The sequence below is a fragment of the Micromonospora sp. NPDC050795 genome, from assembly GCF_044456785.1.
Classification (GTDB): domain Bacteria; phylum Actinomycetota; class Actinomycetes; order Mycobacteriales; family Micromonosporaceae; genus Micromonospora.
In genome coordinates this window covers 88489-111350 of sequence record NZ_JBITGE010000004.1, presented here as the reverse complement: position 1 = coordinate 111350, position 22862 = coordinate 88489, and the positions used below count along the sequence as shown (strand labels likewise).

Below are 22862 nucleotides of genomic sequence, written 5' to 3'. Positions count from 1 at the left end.
AGGGGAGGAGACGGGATGACACCGGATTCACTGCGGGCCGCGCTGGGAGGCGTACCCGATCCCGATTGGCTGGACACGGCGCTGCGCCGGGTCACCACCGAGCCCACCGCGATCACCCGGCTCTTTCCCGCCGTCGGGCGACGCTGCGGGCGGGCCGCGCTGCCCGACGCCCCCGGCTGGACCGCCGACGACGCGGCCCGGGTACTGCTGCTCACCAGCCTGCCCGGCGAGCACGCGGCGTACGCCGAGCGCCTCTACCAGCACGGTGACGCGGCCGAACGACGAGCGGTGCTGCGTGCCCTGCCGCTGCTGCCGATCGGCGCCGATGCGGTCCCGTTGTTGCACGACGCGATCCGGACCAACGACACCCGGTTGGTCGCCGCCGCGCTCGGCCCGTACGCCCGGCACCTCGACCAGGCCGCCTGGCGGCAGGCGGTGCTCAAGTGCGTGTTCAGCGGCGTCCCCCTGGCCGGGGTTGCCGACCTGGACTCCCGGGCCGACAGCGAGCTGACCGCCATGCTCGCCGCGCTGGCCGCGGAACGACACGCCGCCGGCCGTGACCTGCCCGCCGACGCCACCGACCTGCTCGACCGGCTCACCGCCGCACTGCCCCGGGAGGCGTGAATGCGCATCTTCGACCCCCACATCCACATGACCTCACGCACCACGGACGACTACGAACGGATGGCCGCCGCCGGAGTGCGCGCGGTGGTGGAGCCGGCGTTCTGGCTGGGTCAGCCGCGCACCAGCGCCGCCTCGTTCACCGACTACTTCGATTCGCTGATCGGCTGGGAGCCGTTCCGGGCCGGGCAGTTCGGGGTGCGGCACTTCGCCACCATCGCGCTGAACCCCAAGGAGGCCAACGACCCGCGCTGCCGGCCGGTCCTCGACCTGCTGCCCCGCTACCTGGACAAGGACGCGGTGGTGGCGGTCGGCGAGATCGGGTACGACTCGATGACGCCCGAGGAGGACGAGGCGTTCGCGGCGCAGCTCGCCCTCGCGGTGGCGTACGAACTACCGGCGCTGGTGCACACCCCGCACCGGGACAAGGCGCGCGGCTGCGAGCGGACCCTCGCCGTGGTCGCCGAGTCCGGCATCGACGCGGGCCGGGTGGTCGTCGACCACCTCAACGAGGTGACAGTGAAGCTGGTCCGCGACAGCGGCTGCTGGCTGGGTTTCTCCATCTACCCGGACACCAAGATGACACCGCAGCGGATGGTGGAGTTGCTGCGGGAGTACGGCACGGAACGGATGCTGGTCAACTCGGCAGCCGACTGGGGGCGCTCCGATCCCCTGCTGACCCGGGCCACCGGCGAGGCGATGCTCGCGGCCGGCTTCAGCGACGACGACGTCGACAAGGTGCTGTGGCGAAACCCGGTGGAGTTCTACGGGCAGTCGGGACGGCTCGACCTCAGCGACCTGGACGCCGCCGCCGCCGTGGACCCGCAGACCGGCAACTCGATCCTGCGCGGCGGCAGCTGATGCGGCTGCGACATGCCGGCGGCGAGACCGTCCACCTGGGCTACTGCACCAACGTGCACCCGGCCGAGGACCTCGCCGGGATCCTCGGTCAACTGGACACCTACGCGGTGCCGGTCCGCGAGGCGCTCGGCAGCGACCTGCTCGGGCTCGGCCTGTGGCTGGCCGCCCCGGTCGCCGCCGAGCTGGCCGCCGACCAGACGCTACGCCGCCGGCTGCGCACCGAGCTGGACGCGCGCGGCCTGGAGGTGGTCACCCTCAACGGCTTCCCGTACGCGGCCTTCCAGGCCCCGGTGGTCAAGCAGGACGTGTACCACCCGGACTGGACCACCGAGCAGCGCCTGACCTACACCCTGGACCTGGCCCGGGTCCTCGCCGACCTGCTACCCGACGACGCCGCCCGGGGTTCGATCTCCACGCTGCCGCTGGCCTGGCGTCAACCGTGGGACACCGGCCGGGCCGACGCGGCCCGACGCCGACTGGACCAGCTCGCCGCCGGCCTGGCCGACGTGCAACGCGACACCGGCCGCGAGGTGCGCGTCGCCTTCGAGCCCGAGCCCGGCTGCGTGGTGGAGAGCACCGGTCAGGCGGCCGCGCTGCTGTCCGGAATGGACACCGACCGGCTGGGTGTCTGCGTGGACCTCGCCCACCTGGCCTGCGCCTGGGAGGAACCGGCCGAGGCGCTGCACCGACTGCGGGCGGCCGGCCTGCCGGTGGTGAAGGTGCAGGTCTCGGCCGCTGTCGAGGCCGCCGACCCGGCCCGCGACGCCGAGGCGTTGCGCCGCTGGGTGGAGCCGCGCTTCCTGCACCAGACCCGGGGCGCCGGTTGCGCCGGTCTGGCCGACCCGGCCGAGCCGACGTACGCGGCCGACGACCTGGACGAGGCGTTGGACCGGGCGCTGCCCGGGCCGTGGCGGGTGCACTACCACGTGCCGCTGCACGCCCCACCCGAGGAGCCGCTCGGCTCGACCCTGCCGGTGCTTCGTGCGGCCCTGAGAGCGCTCTTCGACGGCCCGACCGCCGGCTGCGACCACCTCGACGTCGAGACGTACACCTGGGGGGTGCTGCCGGCCGCACGACGGCCCGGCACCGACGCGGAGCTGGCCGCCGGCATCGCCGCGGAGCTGGCCTTCGCCCGGAACGAACTGGTCGGCCTCGGCCTGACCGCAGAGCGAACCGTGAGCATGGGAGTGACGCGATGAGCCGGCAACTGGTGGTCCTCGACGTGGTGGGGTTGACGCCCCGACTACTGGCCCACATGCCTCGACTGCGCGGGGTGGCCGACGGCGGCTTCCGGGCCGAGCTGGGCACTGTGCTGCCCGCCGTGACCTGCTCGGTGCAGTCCACCTTCCTCACCGGCGAGCAGCCCAGCGGGCACGGGATCGTCGGCAACGGGTGGTATTTCCGGGAACTGGGCGAGGTGCTGCTGTGGCGGCAGCACAACGCGCTGGTCGGCGGGGACAAGCTCTGGCAGGCCGCCCGCCGGGCCGAACCCGGCTACACGGTGGCCAACGTCTGCTGGTGGTACGCCATGGGCGCCGACGTCAACTGGACGGTGACGCCACGCCCGGTCTACTACGCCGACGGGCGCAAGGAACCGGACTGCTACACCGACCCGCCGGAGCTGCACGACGCGCTCACCGGGCGGCTGGGCACCTTCCCGCTCTTCACCTACTGGGGGCCGACCGCCGGCCTGCCGTCGTCGAAGTGGATCTGTCAGGCGGCCGAGCAGATCCTCGCCGACGTGTCACCCGACCTGACCCTGGTCTACGTTCCGCACCTGGACTACGACCTGCAACGCTTCGGTCCCTCCTCGGCCCAGGCCGCCGCGGCGGCAGCCGAGCTGGACGCGGTGCTCGGCCCGCTCCTGGACGCCGCCCGGGCCCGGGACGCCACAGTGGTGGTGCTGTCCGAGTACGGCATCACCGACGTGTCCCGGCCGGTGGACGTCAACCGGTTGCTGCGCGCCGAGGGCCTGCTGCGGGTGCACACCCAGGCGGGCATGGAGTACCTCGACCCGTGGACGTCGAAGGCGTTCGCTGTCGCCGACCACCAGATCGCGCACGTCTACGTCAAGGATCCGGCCGACGTGCCGGCGGTGGCGAAGCTCTGCGCCGGCCTGCCGGGGGTGGCCGAGGTGCTCGACGCCGAGGGCAAGGCCGCACACGGGCTCGACCATCCGCGCTCCGGTGAGCTGGTGCTGGTGGCCGAGCCGGACGCCTGGTTCACCTACTACTACTGGTTGGACGACGCCAACGCACCGGACTTCGCCCGGCTCGTGGAGATCCACCGCAAGCCGGGCTACGACCCGGCGGAGCTGTTCTTCGACCCGGCGAACCCGGGTGCCGCGAAGGCTCGCGCCGGGGTGGCCCTGGCCCGCAAGAAGCTCGGCATGCGGTACCTGATGAGCGCTGTCGGCCTGGACGCCGGTGCGCAGGCGGTTCGCGGCTCGCACGGGCGGCTGCCGGCCGACCCGGCGGACGGCCCGGTGCTGCTCTGCTCCGACCCGACCGCGGCCCGGGACAAGATCGCGGCGACCGAGGTCAAGGCGCTGCTGCTGGAGCTGGCCGGGTTAGGCGTTGACGGCGCGAGCGGCTCGGGGGAGCGGACATGACGGTCACCGTCGCGCCCACCGACGCCAGCGAACTGCGGGCACGCTTCGACGCGGAGCTGGCCGGGTTTCTCAGCCGACAGGGCCCGGACTGGCCGGACGGGGCGCCGCGGGGCGTGTTCACCGCGCTGCAACGGTTCGTGCTGGCCGGTGGCAAGCGGTTACGACCGCTCTTCTGCTACTGGGGTTGGCGCGGCGCGGGGGCGGCCGACGGCACCCCGATCGTGGTGGCCGCGGCGGCCCTGGAGCTGTTCCACGCGTTCGCGCTGATCCACGACGACATCCTGGACGGCAGCGACCGCCGCCGGGGTGAGCCGTCGGTGCACCGGCTCTTCGCCGACCTGCACGCCCGCTCGTCGTGGCGCGGTGACCCCGAGGCGTACGGCCGCAACACCGCGCTGCTCTGCGGGGACCTCTGTGCGGCCTGGTCCGATCAGATGTTCCACGAGTGCGGGCTGAGCACCGAGCAGGTGCACCGGGGGTACGGCGTGTTCGCGCTGATGCGTACCGAGGTGATCGCGGGGGAGTACCTGGACCTGGTCTCGGGGGTGGGCGACGGTTCGGTGGCCAGCGCGCTCACCGTGATCCGGATGAAGGCTGCCCGGTACACAGTCACCCGGCCGTTGCAGATCGGTGCGGCGCTGGCCGGTGCGGGGCCGGAGCTGATCGCCGCGTTGGGCGAGTTCGGCGACCCGCTGGGTGACGCGTTCCAGCTCCGCGACGACGTCCTGGGTGTGTTCGGTGACCCGGCGGTGACCGGCAAGTCGGTCCTGGACGACCTGCGTGAGGGCAAGCCCACGGTCATGATGGCGCTGGCCCGCAGCGCCGCCGACCGGCCCCAGACCATCCGGTTGCGGGAGCTGTTCGGCAACCCGGCGTTGGACGCCGAGGGCGCGGCGGAGCTGCGCGACATCATCGAGGCGACCGGCGCGCGGGAGCGGATCGAGCAGATGATCCGGGTCCGGACCGAGGCCGCGCTCGCCGCGCTGCGGAACGCCGTGGTGGCCGACGAGGCCCGCGTGGCCCTGGTTGCGCTGGCCGGGCAGGCGATCGACCGGCGCGCCTGACCGGCGACTTTCGATCAAATGGACAAAAGTTGATGCTGAACCGCCGGAAGGTATGGACACATCGACACGTGCGACTTAGTGTCGTGACCAACACGAAGATGTTTCGTCGAGGTGAACCGGCGGCGCGGTAACCCATCGACCCCCCACCACCGCTACGGCATCCGGCGCGACGGCGCGCGCCCGGCCTGGCAGTCACACGTCAGGAAGGGACAGCACAGATGTCAATGAAGGACGCTCCCCGACAACGGTCCCGACGATGGTTCTCCGCCGGATCCGCGCTGCTGCTGGCGGTCGCCGCGGGCACTGTCACCTTCGCCGCCGGCTCGGCCCCCGCCCAGGCACACACTATCGTCGCCAGCGACTTCCAGCAGGTCGAGTTGGCTCGCGGCGTGACCGACATGGGTGAGCCGATGTCGCTGGCGGTGCTGCCGGACCGCTCGGTCCTGCACACCGCCCGCAACGGCACCCTGCGCCGCACCGACGCCAACGGCACCACCTCCGTGATCGGCACCGTCTCGGTCTACACGCACGACGAGGAAGGGTTGCAGGGCGTCGGGGTCGACCCGGGCTTCGCCAGCAACCGCTACATCTACCTCTACTACGCCCCGCCGCTCTCCACCCCCGGCGGCGACGCACCGGCCACCGGCACCGACTTCTCGGCCTTCGACGGCGTCAACCGGCTCTCCCGGTTCACCCTCAACTCGGACTTCACGCTCAACCAGTCCAGCAAGGTCGACGTGCTCGACGTCCCCGCCAGCCGGGGCATCTGCTGCCACGTCGGTGGGGACATCGACTTCGACGCCGCCGGCAACCTCTACCTGTCCACCGGCGACGACACGAACCCGTTCGAGTCGTCCGGCTACTCGCCGCTGGACGAGCGGACCAACCGCAACCCCGCGTACGACGCGCAGCGCAGCGCCGGCAACACCAACGACCTGCGCGGCAAGATCCTGCGGATCAAGGTGAACGCCAACGGCACGTACTCCGTCCCGTCAGGCAACCTGTTCGCCCCCGGCACGGCCAGGACCCGGCCGGAGATCTACGCGATGGGGTTCCGCAACCCGTTCCGGATCAGCGTGGACAAGGCCACCGGGGTGGTCTACGTCGGTGACTACGGGCCGGACGCCGGCTCCACCAGCTCCACCCGCGGGCCGTCCGGCCAGGTGGAGTTCAACCGGGTCGCGGCACCGGGCAACTACGGCTGGCCGTACTGCACCGGCACCAACACCAGCACCGAGACGTACAACGAGTTCGACTTCGCGACCAGCGCCAGCGGCGCGAAGTACAACTGCACCGGCGGGCCGACCAACAACTCGTTCCGCAACACCGGCCTGACCACCCTGCCGCCGGCCCAGCCGGCCTGGATCCGGTACGCCGGTGACGCCGGCACCCCGACCGAGTTCGGCGGCGGCTCCGAGTCGCCGATGGGCGGCCCGGTCTACCGGTACAACGCCTCGTCGACCTCCACCACCAAGTTCCCGCAGTCGTTCGACGGGCAGTTCTTCGCCACCGAGTTCGGCCGGGGCTGGATCAAGCCGATCCACGTCAACTCCGACGGCTCCCGGGGCACCATCGACACCTTCCCCTGGGTCGGCAAGCAGGTGATGGACTCGGCGTTCGGCCCGGACGGCGCCTACTACGTCCTCGACTACGGCACCGGTTACTTCAACGGTGACGCCAACTCCGCGCTCTACCGCTTCGACTACGTCGGCGGCGGCAACCGGGCGCCCACCGCGAAGGCCAGTGCCAACCGCACCTCCGGTGCGGCCCCGCTCGCAGTGACGTTCTCCTCGGCCGGCTCGTCCGACCCCGAGGGTGGCACGTTGACCTACGCGTGGGCCTTCGGTGACGGCACCACCTCGACCGCCGCGAACCCGACGAAGACCTACAGCGCCAACGGCACCTACACCGCCACGCTGACCGTGCGGGACCCGCAGGGCGCCACCGGCAGCAGCAGCGTGCAGATCAGCGTCGGCAACACCGCGCCCACCGTCACGATCAACAACCCGGGCAACGGTCAGCTGTTCGGCTTCGGGGACACGGTGTCGTACAGCATCACGGTGACCGACCCGGAGGACGGCACCATCGACTGCACGAAGGTCAAGATGACCTACGTGCTCGGCCACGACCAGCACGGGCACCAGATCACCTCCAAGACCGGCTGCTCCGGCTCGATCACCATCCCGGTCGACGGTGAGCACGACGACGCGGCGAACATCTTCGCGATCTTCGACGCCGAGTACACCGACGCCGGTGGGCTGACCACGCACACCCAGCACACGTTGCCGCCGCGGCACCGCCAGGCCGAGTTCTACGGCACCTCGTCGGGGATCAACGTGTTCAGCAAGACCCCGGCCGAGGGTGGCAAGACCGTCGGCGACATCAACAACGGCGACTGGATCGCGTTCCAGCCGTACCGGCTGGGCAACGTGACCTCGTTCAACGCCCGGGTCTCCTCGGCGGGCGCCGGCGGCACCCTCCAGGTCCGGGCCGGCTCGGCCACCGGCACCGTGCTCGGCTCGGCCACGGTCCCGGTGACCGGCGGCTGGGAAACCTTCACCACCGTCACCGGGACGATCAGCAACCCGCCGACCGGCACGACCACGCTCTACCTGACCTTCGCCGGGTCGGGCACCGGGGCGCTCTACGACCTGGACGCCTTCACCTTCGTCACCGGGACGCCCCCGGCCGGTGGGGCCGGGCCGATCAAGGGCCTGGGTGGCAAGTGCCTGGACGTGCGCAACGGCGCCACCGCCGACGGCACGCAGATCCAGATCTACACCTGCAACGGCAGCGCGGCGCAGACCTGGGCCGTGACGCCGAACTCGACGATCAAGTCGTTGGGCAAGTGCCTGGACGTGTCGGGCGGCGCCACCGCCGACGGCACCAAGATCCAGCTCTGGACCTGCAACGGAACCGCCGCGCAGAACTGGGCGGCCCAGGCCGACGGCACGTTGCGGAGCCCGGCGTCCGGCAAGTGCCTCGACGTCTCCGGCAACAGCTCCGCCGACAGCACTGTGGTCCACCTCTGGACGTGTGTCAGCGGTGCCGCCAACCAAAAGTGGATCCTGCCCTGAGCTGACAGGTGGGGGCCCCTCGGCGCGCCTAGTGTGGGGCGAGGGGCCCCTCCTAACCCGCAGTTAGGAGAGCGATATGCGCAGACGTCTGCGACCCGTCCTCGGTGCGGCCATGGCCGCACTCGCCGTCATCGCCTGCACCACCCCAGCCACCCCGGCCAGCGCCGCCGACGCCCCGTACGACGTGCTGGTCTTCTCCAAGACCGCCGGTTTCCGGCACGACGCGATCCCGGTCGGCATCCAGACCATCCGCGACCTGGGCGCGGCGAACAACTTCACGGTCACCGCCACCGAGGACGCCGCCGCGTTCACCACGAGCAACCTCAACCAGTACGAGGCTGTCGTCTTCCTCAACACCACCGGCGACGTGCTCAACGCCAGCCAGCAGACCGCCTTCGAGTCGTACATCGGCTCCGGCCGCGGATACGTGGGTGTGCACGCCGCAGCCGACACCGAGTACGACTGGCCGTTCTACGGCAACCTCGTCGGGGCGTGGTTCGCCTCGCACCCCGCGATCCAGCAGGCCAACATGAAGGTGGAGGACCGGGGCCACGCGGCCACCGCTCACCTGCCGCAGACCTGGACCCGCACCGACGAGTGGTACAACTACCGCACCAACGCCCGGTCGAGCGCCCACGTGCTGGCCACCCTCGACGAGTCGTCGTACTCCGGCGGCGGAATGGGCGCCGACCACCCGCTGAGCTGGTGCAAGAGCTACAGCGGCGGCCGGTCCTTCTACACCGGCGCGGGGCACACCCAGGCGTCGTACGCGGAGTCGGGGTTCCGGAACCACCTGCTCGGCGGCATCCGGTACGCCTCCGGTCGGAGCAAGGCCGACTGCCGGCCCGAGACCGGCTACACCCCGCTGTTCAACGGCTCGACGGCCGGTTGGTCACAGGCCGGCCCGGGCAGCTTCACCAACACCGACGCCACGCTTACCTCGGTCGGCGGCATGGGGCTGTACTGGTACAACGCGAAGCAGTTCACCAACTACTCGCTGAAGATGGACTGGAAGCTGGCCGGTGACGACAACTCCGGCATCTTCATCGGGTTCCCTCCGTCGAGTGACCCGTGGTCTGCGGTCGACAACGGGTACGAGATCCAGATCGACGCCACCGACGCGACCGACCGGACCACCGGCGCGGTCTACACGTTCAAGTCCGCCGACATCGCCGCCCGCGACGCGGCGTTGAACGCGGCGGGGGAGTGGAACACGTACGAGCTGCTGGTCGAAGGCGAGCGGCTGCAGATCTTCCTCAACGGGGTGAAGATCAACGACTTCACCAACACCAACCCGGTACGGTCGCTGGCCGGTCACATCGGTATCCAGAACCACGGCACCGGTGACGACGCCTCCTTCCGTAACATCCGGATCAAGGAGCTGGGCACCACCCCGCCGCCGACCGGGAACACCACGATCCAGGCCGAGGCGTTCAGCTCGGCCAACGGGGTCTCCGCGTTCACCAAGGCGGGCGCCAACGGCGGGCAGACCCTCGGCTACATCGAGCCGGGTGACTGGGCCGCGTACAACGGGGTCAACCTGGCCGGGGTCACCTCGTTCACGGCGCGGGTCGTCTCCGGCGGGGCGGGTGGCGCCATCCAGGTGCGCACCGGCTCGACCACCGGCCCGGTGCTCGGCACTGTCGCGGTCCCGAACACCGGCAGCTGGAGCACCTACGCCAACGTCTCGGCGGCGCTGTCCAACGTCCCGTCCAGCACCCAGAACCTCTACCTCACCTTCACCGGTAGTGGCACGGGGCTCTTCGACCTGGACGACTTCACCCTGGTCAAGGGCAGCAGTGGCGGCACCGGTGTCGGCCCGATCAAGGGTCTGGCCGGCAAGTGCCTGGACGTGCGCAACGGTGGCACCGCCGACGGCACTCAGATCCAGCTCTACACCTGCAACGGCAGCACGGCGCAGACCTGGACCGTGACGCCGAACTCGACGATCAAGGCGCTCGGCAAGTGCCTGGACGTCAACGGCAGCGGCACCGCCGACGGCACCAAGATCCAGCTCTGGACCTGCAATGGCAGTGGCGCACAGAACTGGGCTGCCGCGTCCGACGGCACGCTGCGCAACCCGTCGTCGGGCAAGTGCCTGGACGTCTCCGGCAACAACTCCGCCGACAGCACCGCAGTGCACCTCTGGACCTGCCTCAACGCGGCCAACCAGAAGTGGACCCTGCCCTAACGAACCAACCCCGGAGGGGCCGACGGCAAATGCCGTCGGCCCCCCACCCTGTCCCCCCTGCCCCCCACCCTGTCCCCCCTGCCCCCCACCCTGTCCCCCCTGCCCCCCGCCCCCCGCCCCGCCCCCCGCCCCGCCCCCTCGCCGATCTTGCAGTTTCTGTCGCGACAAAAGCCACAAGGCCGAAGTTTCGTCGACACAAAGTGCAAGATCGGCGGGGTGAGGGGTGGGGCGGGGCGGGGCGGGGCGGGGCGGGACAGGGTGGGGTGGGACAGGGTGGGGTGGGGCGGGGTGGGGTGGGGCGGGGTGGGGATGCCGGGCGGTGGCTTACAGGTGGCTGCCGTACCTTGACCTGCATGGGGTTGTTCGCGCAGTGGCGCGGGACGGTGCTGGCGCGAGGCCATCAGCTGCTCGGTGCGCTGGGCCGGGCCGACGAGCCCGACTACCCGTCCGAGCCGACGCCCAGCCTGAACCGCCTCGACGCGCTGGTGGAGGGCTTCACCGCCGGTCAACCGGTGCGGTGGACCATGGCCGGGCAGCCCCGTCCGCTACCCGGCCCGGTCGACGTCGTGGCGTACCGGATCATCGAGGAAGCGCTGACGAACGCCTGCCGGCACGCGCCGGGCGCCCCGGTCGGGGTCCGCCTGCGCTACGACGCCGCGGGCATCAGCATCGAAGTCCGCGACGAGGGCGCCGGTCCCGCTCCGTCCGGCGGCGGCACCCAGGGAGCCGGTCGGGGTCTGCTCGGGGTACGCAGGCGCGCCGAGCGGCTCGGCGGCACGTTCTCGGCCGGCCCGCGTGCCGGTGGCGGCTTCACCGTACGGGCTGTCCTGCCCGCGCCCGAGGAAATGATCGGATGATCGGCCGACTGCGGGGCTTCCCCGATGGGGTACTGCGGAAATAGGGTGGGGGTCGGCGACCGTGCTGGTGGCCGGTGACCCGGTGGGAGGCGCAACCCGCCGGGCTCAGGTGCGCTCCGCACCCACCGGTGACCGTTCGGGTGCCACGCACGTCCGGTCACCCTCGCCCCGGTCCGCACAGGAATCCCCATCACATCAGGGGAGAAGGACAATGGCGCGACCCATCACGCTCTTCACCGGCCAGTGGGCCGATCTTCCGTTCGAGGAGGTCTGCCGGCTCGCCTCCGAGTGGGGCTACGACGGTCTGGAGATCGCCTGCTGGGGCGACCACTTCGAGGTCGACAAGGCGCTCGCCGACGACTCGTACGTCGAGCGCAAGAAGGAGACCCTCGCGAAGCACAACCTGGAGGTCTTCACGATCTCCAACCACCTGGTCGGTCAGGCGGTCTGCGACCACCCGATCGACGAGCGGCACCAGGACATCCTGCCCGGCCGCATCTGGGGCGACGGGGAGCCCGAGGGGGTTCGCCAGCGGGCCGCCGAGGAGATCAAGGACACCGCGCGGGCGGCGGCGAAGCTCGGGGTGAAGACCGTCGTCGGCTTCACCGGTTCGTCGATCTGGCACACCCTCGCGATGTTCCCGCCGGTGCCGCCGTCGATGATCGAGCGCGGCTACCAGGACTTCGCCGACCGGTGGAACCCCATCCTCGACGTGTTCGACGAGGTGGGAGTGCGGTTCGCGCACGAGGTGCACCCCAGTGAGATCGCGTACGACTACTGGACGACGAAGCGGACGCTGGAGGCGATCGGCAACCGGCCCGCGTTCGGGCTGAACTGGGACCCGTCGCACTTCGTGTGGCAGGAGCTGGACCCGGTGAACTTCATCTTTGACTTCGCCGACCGGATCTACCACGTGGACTGCAAGGACGCGAAGGTGCGTACCGGCGACGGACGGCGTGGCCGGCTCGCCTCGCACCTGCCCTGGGCCGACCTGCGGCGCGGGTGGGACTTCGTCTCCACCGGCCACGGCGACGTGCCCTGGGAGGACTGCTTCCGCGCGTTGAACGCGATCGGCTACACCGGCCCGATCTCGGTCGAGTGGGAAGACGCCGGGATGGACCGGCTGGTCGGCGCTCCGGAGGCGTTGCAGTTCGTCCGCCGGCTCGCCTTCGACGCACCGAGCGCCGCCTTCGACGCGGCGTTCAGCAGCAAGGACTGACCGCGCGTCGGACAGACCACGGGCCGGTCGCCCTGCGGCGACCGGCCCGTCGACGTGCGATTGGTCAGAGCGTGCTGGCGTTCGTGCCCGAGCCGGACGGCTTGGTGCGGGGGTTCGTGGACGACGGCGACCCGGAGGTCGTGCCGACCGTGCTGGTGCCCGCCTTGGCACCCACCGTGGCGGGCGTGCCAGCGAACGCGTCGTCGGCGGCGGTCAGCTCCTGCTTGCCGGTGCTGCCGTTGCCGTTACCCAGCTTCTCGCCCAGTTTGGTCTGGCCGAGCTTGTCCTTGCCCTCGCTGTAGAGCTTGTTGGCCTGGGCCTGCGCCACCCCGGCCGCCTCCTGGACGGTCGGGTGGTCGAGCACCTTGCGGCCCTTGACCACGAGCTCTTCGTACTTCTCCCGGCCGGCACGGGCGCCCAGGACGAATCCCGCAGCCAGCCCGCCAAGAAACATGATCTTTCCGCGCATGGCGGCTCCTTCCGTACCTGACGCGCCGTCACCCCGGCGAGTTGCCCCGTCCGAAGGCGACCTGTTCGCGCCTGCGTCCTCTGTCCGCAGCTAACTACCCATCCTGCTCCCCGCTCAAGCATGGTTGTGCCGGGATGGTGATTTACCCTGTTTGTCAATGCGTCGCGGACCCTGACCTGCGCCTCTTGATCAGCTTGCGCCGGAGTGGAACCCACTGGACCGACACCGGGGAAAGTCCTGTACTCTTGTCCCGTCGCAGGGCGTCGGCGAGATCCGATTCCAGGCGGTGCACGATCCCCTGTAGCTCAATTGGCAGAGCAGCCGGCTGTTAACCGGCAGGTTATTGGTTCGAGTCCAATCGGGGGAGCTCTTCCACCCAGCGCCCGTCGGCCCCAAGTCGACGGGCGTTCTCCGTATCCGCCCCACCACCACAACTCCTTGATCGCCGCTGACGGTATGCCGGATTCGCGCCGTCTCTATGGGTTTGGGCGGCAGGATGGGCGATGGTGGCCGCGTTCAGAGCGCGCCGAACCTTGGGGTGTGAGGGGCGGATGTCCGGACGAGGCGGCAGGGCCACGCTGATCGCGGTGGCGGTCGTGCTGGCCTGGTTGGTGATCGGCGGCGTGTCCGGCCCGTACGCGGGACGCCTCAGCGAGGTCGCCACCAACGACAACGCCGCCTTCCTGCCCACCGACGCCGAGGCGACCCGCGCCCAGGACCTCGCCGGCGAGTTCGTCGACCGGCAGACCATCCCGGCTCTGGTCGTCTACGAGCGGCCCACCGGGATCACCGACGCGGACCGGCAACGGGTGAGCGCCGACGCCGCCCGGTTCGCCCAGATCCCCGGCGTGGTCACCCCACTCTCCCCACCCATCCCGAGCGACGACGGCCAGGCACTCCAGGTCGTCGTACCGGTGGACGACGCCGAGGGCGAGGAGATCGGCACCGTCGTCGAGCAACTGCGCGACATCACCGGCGGAGACCGGGACGGCCTCACCGTGGACGTCTCCGGCCCGGCCGGCCTGCTCGCCGACCTGATCGAGGTCTTCTCCGCCATCGACGGACCACTGCTGCTGGTCACCCTGGTCGTGGTGCTGGTCATCCTGCTGGTCGTCTACCGCAGCCCGGTCCTGTGGATCTTCCCGCTGCTCGCCGCCGGGATGTCGTACGCCCTCGCCTCGGTCTTCGTCTACCTGCTCGCCGACGCGGACGTGGTCAAACTCAACGGGCAGGCCCAGGGCATCCTCACCGTGCTGGTCTTCGGCGCCGGCACCGACTACGCGCTGCTGCTGATCGCCCGCTACCGGGAGGAACTACACCGGCACGAGCGCCCATGGGACGCCATGAGGGCCGCCTGGAAGGGCGCCGCGCCGGCCATCATCGCGTCCGGCGGCACCGTCATCGTCAGCCTGCTCTGCCTGCTGCTGTCCAGCCTCAACTCCAACCGGGCGCTCGGACCGGTCGCCGCCATCGGCATCGCCGCCACCCTGCTGGTGATGCTCACCTTCCTACCCGCGCTGCTGGTGCTCGGCGGACGGTGGGCGTTCTGGCCCCGCCGGCCCCGAGCCGACCAGGCCGACCCTCGGGCCGAACACGGCATCTGGAGCCGCGTCGCCCGCTTCGTCGCCCGGCACGCCCGCCCGATCTGGCTGAGCACCGCCGTCGTGCTGGCCCTGCTGACCCTCGGCCTCACCCAGCTCGGCGCCACCACCCTCGGCCAGTCCGACCTGTTCACCCAGCGCACCGACTCGGTCGACGGTCAGGAGGTGATCTCCCGGCACTACCCGGCCGGCACCGGCAGCCCGGCCACCATCTTCACCACCGAGCAGACCGCCCGACAGGTCGCCCAGGTGGCGAAGGACGTGCCCGGGGTCGCCGACGTCCGCCCCCTCACCGCCGGCCCGCAGACCGGCCCACCCCAGGAGAACGCCGCCCCGAAGGTCGTCGACGGGCGGGTGCAACTGGAGGCGACCCTGGCCGACCCACCAGACAGCGACGGCGCCGAGCGGACCATCCGCGAGCTGCGGGTGGCCGTACACCAGGTGCCCGGCGCGGACGCGGTCGTCGGCGGCTTCACCGCGATCAACGTGGACACCTCGGACGCCGCGAAGCGCGACCAGAACGTCATCATCCCGGTGGTGCTGGTGGTCATCGCGGTCATCCTGGCCCTGCTGCTGCGCGCGCTGCTCGCCCCGCTGCTGCTGATCGCCACGGTGCTGCTCAGCTTCGCGGCGACCCTCGGCCTCTGCGCGCTGCTGTTCCGCCACGTCTTCGACTTCCCCGGCGTGGACTCGTCGTTCCCGCTGTTCGCGTTCGTCTTCCTGGTCGCGCTCGGCATCGACTACAACATCTTCCTGATGAGCCGCGTCCGCGAAGAGTCGGTCAAGCGCGGCACCCGCGCCGGAGTGCTCGCCGGCCTCGCCGTCACCGGCGGGGTGATCACCTCCGCCGGCATCGTTCTCGCCGCGACGTTCTCCGCCCTCGCCGTCCTGCCACTCGTGGTGCTCGTCGAGTTGGGTACGGCGGTCGCGATCGGGGTACTGATCGACACCATCATCGTCCGGTCGCTGCTGGTGCCCGCACTCGCGTACGACATCGGGCCGAAGATCTGGTGGCCGGGCCGGTTGTCCCGGGCGAACGGTGAGCGGGAGGCGCGCGGTGCTGGCTGAAACCGATGTGGTCATCGTCGGCGGCGGCCTGGCCGGCCTCGCCGCCGCCCGCCGGCTGCACCGCGCCGGCGTGCCCTGGCGGCTCGTGGAGGCCGAGGGTCGGCTCGGCGGCCGGGTCGCCACCGACGTGGTCGACGGTCACCTCATCGACCGGGGCTTCCAGGTGCTCAACACCGCCTACCCCCGGCTCGGCACACTGCTCGACACCGACCAGCTCAACCTCGGCTATTTCACCTCCGGTGTGCTGGTCCGCAAGGGCGACAAGCTGCTGCGGCTGGTCAACCCGCTGCGCGAACCGACCGGCGGGCCCGGCACCGCGCTCGCCGGGGTCGGCTCCCTGCTCGACCGGCTGCGCTTCGCCGCCCTCGCCACCGGCTGCGCCACCCTCCCCGCGTCCCGGCTGCTCGACGCGCCGGAAACCAGCACCGAGACCGCGCTGCGCCGCGCCGGCCTCTCCGACGCCATCATCGAGGAGCTGCTGCGACCGTTCCTGTCCGGTGTGTTCATCGACCGGGAACTCTCCACCTCCAGCCACGTCCTGGCGATGGTGCTGCGCTCCTTCGCCCGCGGCCGGATCGGCCTGCCCGCCGAAGGAATGGCCGCGCTGCCCCGGGCCATCGCCGCGCCGCTCCCCGCCGACCTGCTCGACCTGAACACCCCGGTCGCCGAGGTCACCCCGGGCCGGGTCCGCACCCAGGCCGGCGACATCCACTGCCGGGCCGTCGTGGTCGCCGTCGACCCGCCCGCCGCGGCCGCGCTGCTGCCAGCCCTTGCGACGGTACGCATGCACAGCTACACCACCTACTACCACAGCGCCCCTGAGCCGCCGCTCACCGAGCCGATCCTGCTCGTCGACGGCGACCGACGTGAACTCGTCGCCAACACCGTGGTGCTCAGCAACGCCGCCACGACGTACGCGCCCACCGGGCGGCACCTCATCGCCACCTCGGTGGTCGGCCCGACAGCCCCACCCGAGCCGACCATCCGGGCCGAGTTGACCCGGCTGTACGGCCGCTCCACCGCCGACTGGACCCACCTCACCACCGTGGCCATCCCTCAGGCGCTACCCGCCGCGCCACCGCCGCAGGGACGGCTGCGCAAGCCGGTGGCGCTGGGGGAGGGCCTGTTCGTGGCCGGTGACCACCGGGACAGCCCATCGATCCAGGGCGCTCTCAGCAGCGGCTGGCGCGCCGCCGGCGCCGTACTGGACGAGCTGCGCGCCGGCTGACGGTCGTACCCGAGCACGCTGTTATATTCCTGTTGCCCATCGTGCTGGCGCAGGCGTGGGCACCGGCCGGCTCGATGCTGGCTGCTGATCGCCGAGCGGGATAAGATCCGGCGCGGTGTTTCGGGGCGGTAGCTCAGCCGGTTAGAGCAGGGGACTCATAATCCCTCGGTCGCGGGTTCGAGCCCCGCCCGCCCCACCAGCCGCTTTCCCTGATCAGCCACGCTGTCGATGACCCGGACGGATTGCGTCGGAGTCCGGACCGACGCCCTCAGTCCGCAGCAGCACGACCCGCCGCCCGGTCAAGGCGGTCCGCCAACTGGTTTAGGTCGTCCTCGAACAGGTCCGCGTACATGTCCAGGCGCGCATGTGGAGATCATCATGCTGACCGTCGTCGAGATTCGACGGTTCCTTCCCCCGTCCTCCTTGCTGGCGTCGAACAACCGACGCTCGAGTCGGACGGCTTCAATATCAGCACAGATAGGCCGAGTAACTCGAGGTATCGGCCATCTGGTGGCCGAGTTAACCATGCTGAGGTGGCTTGCAGACTGTCTGGTTTGACCGGAAGTACTTTCGTGCGATTCGGAGAGCCGAGCCACCAGAACGCTTGTCTAGAAGCCGACAAGGCTCCTGACCCTGCTTGTTCCAGCAGCAAACATCGACCAGGTCACTCTCATGCCGCCTGCTAGCTGCAGCCGTTCCTGTACTGGCCAGGCTGCAGGCTGCGTGGTTACGACACCATGCGCGCAGGCAGATTCCCGGCAGAAAGCTCCGTCCACTTAGCGCGAATGTTCTTCATTCAGCCGTCTGCCCCCGAAAGAGCAGCAATGTAACTATCTGGCGTCTTCCCCATGACGCGGCTGTCGGAAATCCGATGGATGGGCCGAGCTCATCTGAGCCCTATCCTGGAGGGCTTTGACTCGGGCGGCCGGCCCGGCGGATCAGCACTGGTGTACGTCGACTGACTTGGAGACGAGATGCTGTTGACCCAACCGGATGTACTCCACCTCGTCCAACAGGCCGCCGGCCGGTGGGCAGACCAACTGATCGACTTCGGCCCGCGCAACACGCTGCTCTACTTCAAGGAGCGACAGACCACCACCCTCGATCTCACTGACGCGGCTCCCGGCGTGGTCGCCGACCTGCTCCGAGGACAGAAGGTTCGCCTACGGGCGCTGTTCCCAGACCAGGACCGGCACAACACCGCCTGCAACACTGCCCGCAGCCTCCGTCGGAAGCTGGTCGAGCTGGAGGAGGAGCAGGGCATCCAGGCCGGTTGGGTGACCCGCGGCCTACTCTGCATGGTCGGTCCGTACACCCGCGGGTCCGTGCCGATGCAACCGCTGCGGGCGCCGCTGATCCTGCAGCAGCTTGCGCTGGACAGCAGGACGGCGACCGAGAATGACTTCACGCTGGAGCTGGCAGAGTCACCTGAGATCAATCCCGTCCTCCTGTACGCGCTGGAGCGGCAGTACGGCGTGGAGGCGGACATCAGCGCCCTGGGCGAGAAGCTGAGCGCGATGTTGTCCGAGATCGCTGAACCGGACCAGCAGTTGAGCGCCGCCTACCAGCTGATCGCCGAGGCAGTCGCTCCCAGCGGCCTGTCTCTCCGGCTCGACCCCGCAGTGGTTGCCGGCGTCTTCAGCTTCGACAAGCTCCCCATGGTCGAGGACCTGCGTAACTCGGCCGAGCTGCTCGCATCACATCTGGTCATCGGCGCGATGGCGGGCGACCGCGACGCTCGGCAACAGCTGCGCACTGAACAAGCTCAGGGGTCCAGCTCCAGCGCCGATCGGATCGATCCGGCCAAGGAGTTCCTGGTCCACGACGCGGACTCCTCTCAGCAATCGGCGATCGACGCGGTGCTGTCCGGTCGGCACGTGGTCATCGAGGGTCCACCCGGCACGGGCAAGAGTCAGACGATCGCGAACATCATCGCGTACATGGCCGCGATGGGCCGCAGCGTGCTGTTCGTCTCCGAGAAGCGGGCCGCGATCGAAGCGGTAATGAACCGCCTTGGCGACGTCGGGCTCGACAATCTCGTGTTCGACCTGCACGACCGCAAGATCAGCAAGCGGCAGGTCGCCCAGCGCATCGCCAACGTCCTCACCCAAGCCGGTGCCGAACCACCCGTCGACACCGACGAGTTGCATCGCCGCCTGCACGGCCGCCGGGCCGCGGCGAAACGGCACCCGGCCGAGCTGCACGAGGTTCGGCAACCCTGGGGGATGAGCGCTTTTCAGGTTATTGAGCAGCTCCTCGCGCTTCCGACTCTCGATGTCAGCGGCTACAACTTGCGCGCATCCGAGCTGCGGAACCTCGACCGATCGAGGCTCGAGTCCGCGAGGGAGGACCTTCGGACGTTCGTGGACTGTGGCGGCCTGAGGATTTGGCGCGGGGAGTCGCCATGGGCGAAGGCTGCCATCCGCACCCCAGACGATGTCGGCAAGGTGCTGGTGCATCTCGACGAACTCGCGGCCGGTGCCCTGCAGGGCGCACAGCGCCAGATCCGGGACTTGGTCGACCGGGCGGGGCTGGACGTACCGGACGACCTCGCTGCTTGGAGGGGCCTGTTCGACCTGCTCAGCGAGGTCGACCGCACCATCGCCAGCTACGGCGAGCAGGTCTTCGGCCCGGATCTGGACGACTTCCTTTACGCGACAGCGCCAGGCCGATCCCGGCCGCGCCGGCCGGAGCCGCTCGGGATCTTCCGCCGGTTCCAACTGCGCCGCGAGCTGCGGCGGACTTGTCCGGCCGCTCCCCGGAAGCGATCCGAGATTTATCAGGGCCTGATCGCTGCCGCTGACCAGCGTGAGCGGTGGCGGAAGCTCAGCCGTCAGGACAGCGCACCCACTGCTCTGGCGGGCGCCGACCTGTGCATGTCGTCCTTCACCCAGGTGCGTAACCACCTCGCTGCGGTGGCGGCATGTGCCCGGATCGACGGCCTTGAGCGTGGAACCACCACCACCGCGGCCAACACGCTCGCCGAGTTGAACGCCGACCGCGCGACGCTGTTCCTGATGCCCGACCTGAACAAACAGCAGCAGATGTTCCGCTCGTTGGGGCTGAGCCACGTGCTCAACGACCTGGCCGCCCGGCAGGTCTCGAGCGACGAGGCAGCCGACACTCTGTTGCGCTCCTGGTTGCAGGTGGTCCTCGACGAGATGCGCATGCGGGTCTCGTACCTCGGTCAGTTCGTCGGGCAGCAGCACGCCACGGTGGTCCATGACTTCCGCGCTGCGGACAGCCGGCACATCGAGATGGCCGCTCGGCACGTGCGCCGCAACGTGGCAGTGAACCTGCGGAAGGCCCGAGACGCCCATCCCGACCAGAACGGCCTCGTCCGGCGGGAGGCGGCCAAGAAGAGCCGGCACCTCTCTCTTCGGAAGCTGCTCAGCAGCGCACCGGAGGTGCTCCTCGCCGCCTTCCCGTGCTGGGCCATGTCACCACTGGTGGTCAGCCGCATCCTGCCGGCCGAGCGGTCGTTCGACGTGGTGATCTTTGACGAGGCGAGCCAAATCGAGCCGCACGACGCGGTCGCCTCGATCATGCGGGGCACCCAGCTCGTCGTGGCCGGCGACCCGAAGCAACTCCCACCCACGCCGTTCTTCCGGCGCCTCGTTCAGCAGAGCCCGGCTGGCGAAGACGATGATCTCGGCGACGAGAGCCTCGAGGACTACGAGTCCGTTCTTGACGTCCTCGGTGGCCTTATCTCGGACCGCTACCGCTTGACCTGGCACTACCGAAGCCGAGACGAGCGCCTGATTGCGTTCTCGAACGTCGAGATCTACAACCGATCCCTCGTCACGTTCCCTGGCGTGCAGGTCGATAGCCCGCTGCGCCTGGAGACGGTGGATGGCCGTGTCGCCCCCGGGCAGAGCGGTTCATCAACGGAGGAGGTCAACCGGGCGGTCGAGCTGATTCTCGAGCACGCCGAGCAGCGACCGACCGAGAGCCTCGGCGTCATCACGATGGGGCAGAAGCACGCCCTGCGGATCGAGGCAACCCTGCGTAGCCGACGCCGAGATGAGCGCCTCGACGACTTCTTCTCCCAGGAGCGGGCCGCGAGCCAGCGGTTCTTCATCAAGAGCCTGGAGAACGTCCAGGGCGACGAGCGGGACGCCATCATCCTGAGTATCGGCTACGCCAAGACCAGAGACGGTCGACTTCCGCTGCGCTTCGGACCGCTCAACCAGGAGGGCGGTGAGCGGCGCCTCAACGTTGCGGTCACCCGAGCGCGGAGTCGGATGACCGTGGTGAGCGCATTCTCCCACCACGACATGGACCCGAACCAGACCGCGGCAACACGGAACCGCGGACCCGAACTGCTCCGCCGCTACCTGGAGTTCGTCGACCTCGGCGGCGACCTGGGCGCGCGACAGCACACCGGGGTCGAGCTCAACGGCCTCGAACGCAGCGTCCTGAAGGCTCTCCAGCAGCAGGGCATCAACGCCGTGCCGCAGTGGGGCGTCTCCGGCTACCGCATCGACCTGGCCCTCGCCCACCCAGACCAGCCCGGCCGCATGGTCCTCGCTGTGGAGACCGACGGTCACTCGTACCACCGGGCACACAGCGCCCGGGACCGGGACCGGCTACGCCAGCAGCACCTCGAGCGCCTGGGGTGGGAGTTCCACCGCATCTGGTCGACCGACTGGTACGTCAACCCGGCAGGCCAGACAGACCGACTCATCGCCCACTGGAGGCAGGCGGTCGACCGTGCCAACCACGCCGCGAGGAGCCACCCCGTACCGCCGGCCCGCCGGCCCGCTCAGCCACAGTCGCCGCCAGCGACTCGCCGTGGCCCCCGCCCCGACGTGCCGATCGGTCTGCGGATCACCGACTACACGCGGGAACAGCTGGTGCAGATCTGCACCTGGCTGGTGAGCGACCAGCTCCAGCGTGATCGGGATGAGCGTCTCCAAGAGGTCATGAGCGAACTTGGCTTCCGCAAGCGGGGCTCAATCATCGTCCAGCGCCTGACCGAAGCACTCGACATCGCGCAGCAGCGCGCCGACCGACAGGTGTCCCGATGATTGTCCTCGACCCGCTCACTTTGGAACGCGTCGCCCGCCTGATCTGCGACGTCGATGGCCCCTACGAGCGGACCGGTACGCAGGTCGAGCGGTTCCTGCACCGGGTCCGGTGGCCTGGCGATCCGCAGTACGACGGCTCTCCGCGGATCCCCTGGCTGACTGAAGTACTCAATTGCCATGCCGATGACGCCGCCGCCCTCGACCGGCTGCTCTGTCGCATCGGCGATCCGCTGGAGTACGACGGCGGCATCGAGGCCGCCGAACCGATCGCGCAAGAGCTGAACCGGATCCTGGCGCCGGAGCAGCTCACCATCACCTACGTCGGCGGGCGCCCCGTACTCGGTCAGCTCAGCCAGACCAGCGACGTTCCTCTCTATGGGCCGCCGCCGGACCTCCACGAGCGGGTACGACGACTAGCCGGGAACGGCAAGGCAGTCGACATCCTCATGGCGCGCGCCGACGAAGCATCCATCTGCCAGAACAACGGGGCCTACGCGCTGGCGATCATCGGCATCGGCAGCTTCGTCGAAGGACTGCTGCACGTCGTGGTGACTGACCGCAACGAAACCGTGCGAAGGAACGGCCTGGTCGGCCGGAACGGCCGACGGGTTCCGGCCGAACGAGCGGGCCTTCACCTGCTCCTCGAGTACGCGCACCAACAGAAGTGGGTTCAGACCGACGCCAAGGACTTCATGGAGAAGGTCCGGGACTACCGCAACTTCGTCCACCCCCGCCACCAGATCGACTACGGGCTCGTGCCCGACCTGGACACGGTGCGCATGTGCTGGGCGCCTGTGCACGCGCTCCTCAATGACCTGGAATCTGCACCATGATCAACGGCTCATCTCGGTGACCAACAAGCAAGCGGATTGACCTCACCTTGTCCAGATGGCGACCTCGAGATCGCCGCGGCTACTCCAGCTTCCGAACCAATACCAGGTGCTGCAGTGGCAGGCGGAGGCCAG

14 protein-coding genes and 2 tRNA genes are annotated in these 22862 nt (G+C 69.9%); 15 read left to right on the top strand and 1 reads right to left on the bottom strand.

Going from position 1 to position 22862, the window contains the following annotated elements:
* The first annotated feature begins 15 nt into the window (after positions 1-15).
* The 9 genes from ACIBEF_RS05500 to ACIBEF_RS05460 all read left to right on the top strand — a co-directional run bounded on the left by ACIBEF_RS05500 (position 16) and on the right by ACIBEF_RS05460 (position 12501).
* The gene (locus ACIBEF_RS05500; protein ID WP_355009792.1) at positions 16-624 is read left to right on the top strand and encodes an EboA domain-containing protein; all 609 of its coding nucleotides are present in this window, start codon (positions 16-18) and stop codon (positions 622-624) included.
* Positions 625-1482 carry a TatD family hydrolase gene (locus ACIBEF_RS05495; RefSeq protein ID WP_355009791.1) on the top strand — a complete coding sequence of 286 codons (858 nt, stop codon included), beginning with the start codon at positions 625-627 and terminating at the stop codon, positions 1480-1482.
* On the top strand, positions 1482-2681 hold the full coding sequence (gene eboE / locus ACIBEF_RS05490) for a metabolite traffic protein EboE (protein WP_396791441.1): 1200 nt from the start codon (positions 1482-1484) through the stop codon (positions 2679-2681). Before ACIBEF_RS05495 ends, eboE begins: the two co-directional genes overlap by 1 nt.
* Entirely contained in the window at positions 2678-4093 is a 1416-nt protein-coding gene (locus tag ACIBEF_RS05485) for an alkaline phosphatase family protein (protein ID WP_396791439.1), read from the top strand. The genes eboE and ACIBEF_RS05485 overlap by 4 nt, the downstream gene beginning before the upstream one ends.
* Positions 4090-5157 carry a polyprenyl synthetase family protein gene (locus ACIBEF_RS05480; RefSeq protein ID WP_396791438.1) on the top strand — a complete coding sequence of 356 codons (1068 nt, stop codon included), beginning with the start codon at positions 4090-4092 and terminating at the stop codon, positions 5155-5157. The genes ACIBEF_RS05485 and ACIBEF_RS05480 overlap by 4 nt, the downstream gene beginning before the upstream one ends.
* A 218-nt stretch (positions 5158-5375) precedes the next feature.
* Positions 5376-8234 carry a PQQ-dependent sugar dehydrogenase gene (locus tag ACIBEF_RS05475; protein WP_396791436.1) on the top strand — a complete coding sequence of 953 codons (2859 nt, stop codon included), beginning with the start codon at positions 5376-5378 and terminating at the stop codon, positions 8232-8234.
* Between the two features lie 76 nt (positions 8235-8310).
* A complete protein-coding gene (locus ACIBEF_RS05470) occupies positions 8311-10425 on the top strand; it encodes a ThuA domain-containing protein (RefSeq protein ID WP_396791434.1) in 2115 nt (704 codons plus the stop codon).
* Positions 10426-10778: 353 nt separating this feature from the next.
* Positions 10779-11282, top strand: coding sequence for a sensor histidine kinase (locus ACIBEF_RS05465; protein WP_396791432.1), 504 nt, complete (start codon positions 10779-10781; stop codon positions 11280-11282).
* Between the two features lie 211 nt (positions 11283-11493).
* Entirely contained in the window at positions 11494-12501 is a 1008-nt protein-coding gene (locus ACIBEF_RS05460; protein WP_355009784.1) for a sugar phosphate isomerase/epimerase family protein, read from the top strand.
* Positions 12502-12565: 64 nt separating this feature from the next.
* Here ACIBEF_RS05460 and ACIBEF_RS05455 read toward each other — a convergent pair whose 3' ends face one another.
* On the bottom strand, positions 12566-12970 hold the full coding sequence (locus ACIBEF_RS05455) for a hypothetical protein (protein ID WP_396791430.1): 405 nt from the start codon (positions 12968-12970) through the stop codon (positions 12566-12568).
* A gap of 294 nt (positions 12971-13264) precedes the next feature.
* Between ACIBEF_RS05455 and ACIBEF_RS05450 the strand changes: the two genes are divergently transcribed.
* The 6 genes from ACIBEF_RS05450 (at position 13265) to ACIBEF_RS05425 (ending at position 22730) form a co-directional block, all read left to right on the top strand.
* A tRNA-Asn gene (locus tag ACIBEF_RS05450) sits at positions 13265-13337 on the top strand.
* 184 nt (positions 13338-13521) lie between these two features.
* Positions 13522-15639, top strand: a complete 2118-nt coding sequence (locus ACIBEF_RS05445) for an MMPL family transporter (protein ID WP_396791428.1) — start codon at positions 13522-13524, stop codon at positions 15637-15639.
* Entirely contained in the window at positions 15629-16867 is a 1239-nt protein-coding gene (locus tag ACIBEF_RS05440) for an FAD-dependent oxidoreductase (RefSeq protein ID WP_396791427.1), read from the top strand. Before ACIBEF_RS05445 ends, ACIBEF_RS05440 begins: the two co-directional genes overlap by 11 nt.
* A gap of 122 nt (positions 16868-16989) precedes the next feature.
* Positions 16990-17066: transfer RNA gene (locus ACIBEF_RS05435), tRNA-Ile, on the top strand.
* A 775-nt stretch (positions 17067-17841) separates the two neighbouring features.
* A complete protein-coding gene (locus ACIBEF_RS05430) occupies positions 17842-21897 on the top strand; it encodes an AAA domain-containing protein (protein ID WP_396791425.1) in 4056 nt (1351 codons plus the stop codon).
* Positions 21894-22730: a hypothetical protein gene (locus ACIBEF_RS05425; RefSeq protein ID WP_396791423.1), complete on the top strand. Its 837-nt coding sequence runs from the start codon at positions 21894-21896 to the stop codon at positions 22728-22730. The genes ACIBEF_RS05430 and ACIBEF_RS05425 overlap by 4 nt, the downstream gene beginning before the upstream one ends.
* Positions 22731-22862 lie beyond the last annotated feature (132 nt).